Genomic DNA, 3,870 nt, shown 5'->3' with positions numbered 1-3,870 from the left:
GCACGCCGATAATGCCAGCGGCGATAAGGGGCAGGCGTTTCTTGAGTTCAGGCGACATGAGAACGGTCCGGGGGAGGGTGCGGCGTTTTGAAGCGGCGCTAAAATGGACCCGCGCGTCCAAAAATCAATGGGCGTTTGTGCGATGCAATGAAGACGATCCATTTTTGTGTGTATCCATCGCTTCATGACCGCACCTGCCGCCGCCTCAAATCCCCTTCCGCCCCAAGTCGGTATCGTCGTGATCGGGGCGGGCGCAGCGGGCATAGCCGCCGCGCGTCGGCTGATGCGGCCCGGCCTTTCCGTCCTGGTTCTGGAGGCGCGTGACCGCGTCGGAGGGCGCGCACATACGCTGCGGATTCAGGGCGAAGGCCTCGATATGGGCTGCGGCTGGCTGCATTCAGCCGATGACAATCTGCTGGCGGGTCTGGTCGAGGGCGAAGGCCTGACGCTGGATAAATCTCCGCCGCCGTGGGGCAATCAGGCCTTCAACCACGAAAGCACGGCGGGCGAGCAGGACGATTTCGGCCAAGCCTTTGAAGCCTTCGAACAGCGGGTCGCTGAGGCGGCGGCGCGTGGCGAGGACCGGCCTGCATCCGACCTGTTCGAGCCGGACAATCCCTGGAACGCGCGGCTGGACGCCATCTCTGGCGCTCTGAACGGCGCGCGGTTCGCCGAGGTCTCGACCGTGGACTATGACGCCTATGGCGACACCGGCGTGAACTGGCGGGTGCGCGAGGGCTATGGTCGTCTGATCGCGCGGTTGGCCCGTGCGGTGGACGAGGTCACGGTGCTGGACTGCGGGGTTCAGCGCATCGACCGTTCGGGGCCGTTGCTGCGGCTTGAGACCAGCCGGGGCGAGCTTCAGGCCAGGATCGTCATCCTGACTGTGCCCAACAGCCTGATCGCCACCGAGGCTGTCCGCATCGATCCGCCGGTTCCCGCCCTGCTGGAGGCTGTTGCAGGCGTTCCTCTGGGGCTGGCGTCCAAGATGCATATGAACGTGCGGGGCGCACAGGATTTCCCGGTCGATTCCCAACTCTGGACCCGGCGCGATACGCCTCAGACGGGCGGCTACCACCTGCGGCCCTTCGGTCGCCCGATGATCGAGGGCTATTTCGGCGCCGATCTGGCCTGGGGGCTGGAGGCGGAGGGGCAGGCGGCCCTGTATGATTTCGCGGTCACCGAACTGGTTGCTGCCCTTGGCTCGAACATGCGCAGGCGGTTGGAGCCTGTCGCCGCCAGCAGTTGGGGTGTCGATCCCTTCTCGCGCGGCGCCTATTCCCACGCCCTGCCCGGTCACGCCGCGGACCGGGCCAGACTGCGCACCGCTATCGAGGATCGCATCTTCCTGGCGGGCGAGGCCACGGCCCCGGTCTATTACGGCACGGCCCACGGCGCCTGGATGGAGGGAGAGCGAGCGGCCCGGGCGGCGCTGCTGGCGCTGGGGCTTGACCCACGCACCGGGCCCGGCGACAGCGAGGCATGAAGCCGACCAAGGCCCGAAAACCCGCCGCACCCGCCGCCAAACGCCCCGCCGTCATGACCGGGGCCTCGGTGCCCGTGCTGCGCTGGCCGCCGGATGAAGACCGGGTCGAGGAGATTTTTCAACGCCTGTCCGGGGTCATGCCTGATCCCAAGACCGAGCTGAACTTCTCCAACCCCTATACGCTGGTGGTCGCGGTCGCTCTGTCGGCGCAGGCGACGGATGTTTCGGTGAACAAGGCGACGGACAGGCTGTTCGCCGTCGCCGACACGCCGAAGAAAATGCTGGCGCTGGGGGAGGAGGGGCTGATCCCCTACATCGCCTCCATCGGCCTGTATCGCGGCAAGGCCAGGAACGTCATCGCCTTGAGCCGCATCGTGCTGGAGCAGCATGGGGGCGAGGTGCCGCTGGATCGGGACGGCTTACAGGCCCTGCCCGGCGTGGGGCGCAAGACCGCTTCGGTGGTGCTGAACGAACTGGGGATCGAGGCGGCCATTGCGGTCGACACCCACGTCTTCCGCGTCTCGCACCGTCTGGGGCTGGCCAATGCCTCAACCCCGGACAAGGTCGAGGCGCAGCTGTTCAAGGTGGTGCCGGAAGAATGGCTGCCCAAGGCGCACCACTGGCTGATCCTGCACGGGCGCTACACCTGCACGGCGCGCAAGCCCGGATGTCTGGGCTGCATCATCTCTGATCTGTGCCCCTCGCGGGCGGGCCTGCTGGCGTTGGGCGAGGCCCGAACCTGATCCTCAGATCGCCGCGCGTCTCAGGGTGATCAGGGCCTGATCGATCAGGCGGGCGTCGCCGACGGCCAGCACCTGTCCATTGTCGTCGGGGGCGTCGCCGCGCCAGTTGACGACCTTGCCGCCCGCCGCCTCGATCACCGGGACCAGAGCGGACCAGTCCCACGGTTTCAGGGTGGTTTCGGCGACCAGATCCATCTTGCCCGACGCCACCATCGCATAGGCGTAGGCGTCGCAACCCAGTCGGGCCAGACGCGCCGCCGCCCGCACCTGGGTCCAGGCGCCCAGTTCCGAGCCGGTGAAGATATCGGGGTCAGTGGTGCTGATGACGGCGTCGGTCAGCTTCTCGCACGACCGAACGGCCAGCGGTGTCTCGGTCTCGCCGCGCAGCAGGCGGGCGCCGGACGGGCCGCCGATGTAGATTTCATCCAGATAGGGTTGGGCGATCACGCCGACGGTCGGTTTGCCCTCGATTCGCAGGGCGATCAGCGTCGTCCATAGCGGCAGGCCCGAGATGAAGGCGCGGGTGCCGTCGATGGGGTCCAGAACCCAGACGTGCTCGGCGTCGGGGCGGTCCTCACCGTATTCCTCGCCGATGATCCCGTGCTCGGGATAGCGGGCGGCGATCAGCTTGCGGATGACGGCCTCGGCCTGTTTGTCGGCCTCGGTCACGGGGTCGAAACCGGCGGCGCCCCCCTTGTCCACATGCCCGATGTCGGAGCGGAAGAAGGGCAGGGTCACGCGCGCGGCTTCTCGCGCCAGTTCGACGGCGAAGGCTTCGAATTCGGTCATGGCCAAGGTTTAGCCCAGCCGAAGGTTTCAGGAAACCGGCTCACCCTCGGCGTGCAGCGATTTCGCCAGATCCAACAGGCGGCGACGCGGCCGTTCGCCCAGTTGGTAATAGGCCTGGATCAGGTCGAGGGTTTCCTTGCGTGAGAAGGCCTCACGCCCTGCGGCGACCGTCTCCTTGCGCTCCATTGCTTCGGCCAGGCCGTCGTAGAAATAGCTGACGGGCGATTCCAGCGCCTCGGCCAGTTGCCACAGACGGGCGGCCGAGATGCGGTTGGCGCCGCATTCGTATTTCTGGATCTGCTGGAAGCGGATGCCGATCTGGACCGCCAACTGTTGCTGGGTCAGGCCCAGCAGGCGGCGGCGACGGCGCAGGCGGCGTCCAAGATGCAGGTCGATGTCGGTGGCCATGGCCGCCAATTCCTCATCAGACGACGTCCCGATGCGGGACGACTCGCCTGTCATGGCGCAAGCTGCGTGCCGGGATCGCCTGTGGGGGGAATGTGCGCGGCAGGGACGCAACCTCGGCGGCCCACGTGCATTAATCAACGCAGCTTGGCTTTTAATAGGGAAGGACGCAAAACGTGGGTATTATTGCTTGGATCATCATCGGCATCATCGCCGGTTGGCTTGCTGAACAGATCATGGGTCGTAATCACGGCCTGCTGACCAATCTGATCGTCGGCATCATCGGCGCCCTGATCGGCGGTTTCATCGCCAATGCACTGGGCTTCGCCTGGGGCGGCTGGATCGGCTCGACCATCGTCGCCACGATCGGCGCGGTGATCCTTCTGTTCCTGTTGGGGCTGATCAAGCGTCGCGCCTGATCGTTCCGGTGAGCTGAATTAAAGAAGG

General features: G+C 66.2%; 5 protein-coding genes. 3 read left to right on the top strand and 2 right to left on the bottom strand.

Annotation, left to right across the window (positions count from 1 at the left end; genetic code table 11):
- The first annotated feature begins 184 nt into the window (after positions 1-184).
- Positions 185-1,486 (top strand): NAD(P)/FAD-dependent oxidoreductase, encoded by a 1,302-nt coding sequence (locus QZ281_RS17495; RefSeq protein ID WP_292230696.1) that lies wholly within the window; start codon positions 185-187, stop codon positions 1,484-1,486.
- A complete protein-coding gene (gene nth, locus QZ281_RS17490; RefSeq protein ID WP_292230693.1) occupies positions 1,483-2,229 on the top strand; it encodes an endonuclease III in 747 nt (248 codons plus the stop codon). Before QZ281_RS17495 ends, nth begins: the two co-directional genes overlap by 4 nt.
- A 3-nt stretch (positions 2,230-2,232) precedes the next feature.
- Here nth and hisN read toward each other — a convergent pair whose 3' ends face one another.
- Together hisN and QZ281_RS17480 are read right to left on the bottom strand one after the other, a co-directional pair.
- Complete coding sequence (gene hisN / locus QZ281_RS17485) at positions 2,233-3,018, bottom strand: histidinol-phosphatase (RefSeq protein ID WP_292230690.1); 786 nt, start codon at positions 3,016-3,018, stop codon at positions 2,233-2,235.
- A gap of 27 nt (positions 3,019-3,045) precedes the next feature.
- Positions 3,046-3,435, bottom strand: coding sequence for a helix-turn-helix transcriptional regulator (locus QZ281_RS17480; protein WP_292230705.1), 390 nt, complete (start codon positions 3,433-3,435; stop codon positions 3,046-3,048).
- Positions 3,436-3,659: 224 nt separating this feature from the next.
- Here QZ281_RS17480 and QZ281_RS17475 point away from each other — a divergent pair, with 224 nt between their 5' ends.
- Positions 3,660-3,842: a GlsB/YeaQ/YmgE family stress response membrane protein gene (locus tag QZ281_RS17475; protein WP_236261312.1), complete on the top strand. Its 183-nt coding sequence runs from the start codon at positions 3,660-3,662 to the stop codon at positions 3,840-3,842.
- Positions 3,843-3,870: the final 28 nt, after the last annotated feature.

Source organism: Brevundimonas sp. (assembly GCF_018608325.1).
Classification (GTDB): Bacteria; Pseudomonadota; Alphaproteobacteria; order Caulobacterales; family Caulobacteraceae; genus Brevundimonas.
The sequence above is the reverse complement of the archived record's forward strand: the minus strand, read 5'-3'. Positions and strand labels throughout refer to the sequence as shown.